Origin of the sequence: Streptococcus suis (assembly GCF_002960445.1) — a bacterium.
Lineage (GTDB): Bacteria > Bacillota > Bacilli > Lactobacillales > Streptococcaceae > Streptococcus > Streptococcus hyiners.
In genome coordinates this window covers 1-373 of the sequence record NZ_POJD01000158.1, presented here as the reverse complement: position 1 = coordinate 373, position 373 = coordinate 1, and the positions used below count along the sequence as shown (strand labels likewise).

Genomic DNA, 373 nt, shown 5'->3' with positions numbered 1-373 from the left:
TTTATTGTAGTCAGAATAAATCTATTGATTCCATCCTATCACGAAAAATTATGGGATTGACGGTCTTCTATCAAGACCAGTTGATCGACCTGTATTCTTGTCACATCAATCTTCCAGGGAGTGAAGAGGAAGACCAGCTTGATAACATTCGTACGATTGTGGAACGGACTGGCAATAGACGTTTTAAGATTCTTATGGGAGATTTTAATACCGATGCCTTCTCAGATCGAGAGGCCTACGAAGCGATTACAGAGCTCGGTCTTTATGATTCATATAATCTAGCGATGGAAAAAGACCAGGGGATTACGGTTGAAAAGGCTATCGATGGCTGGGCTGGTCACAGTCAGGAAAAACGATTGGATTACATTTTCTT

1 pseudogene is annotated in these 373 nt (G+C 41.0%); it reads left to right on the top strand.

The features are described 5' to 3' along the window. A pseudogene (locus tag C1G53_RS06450) lies at positions 1 to 373 on the top strand (endonuclease); the annotation flags it as partial.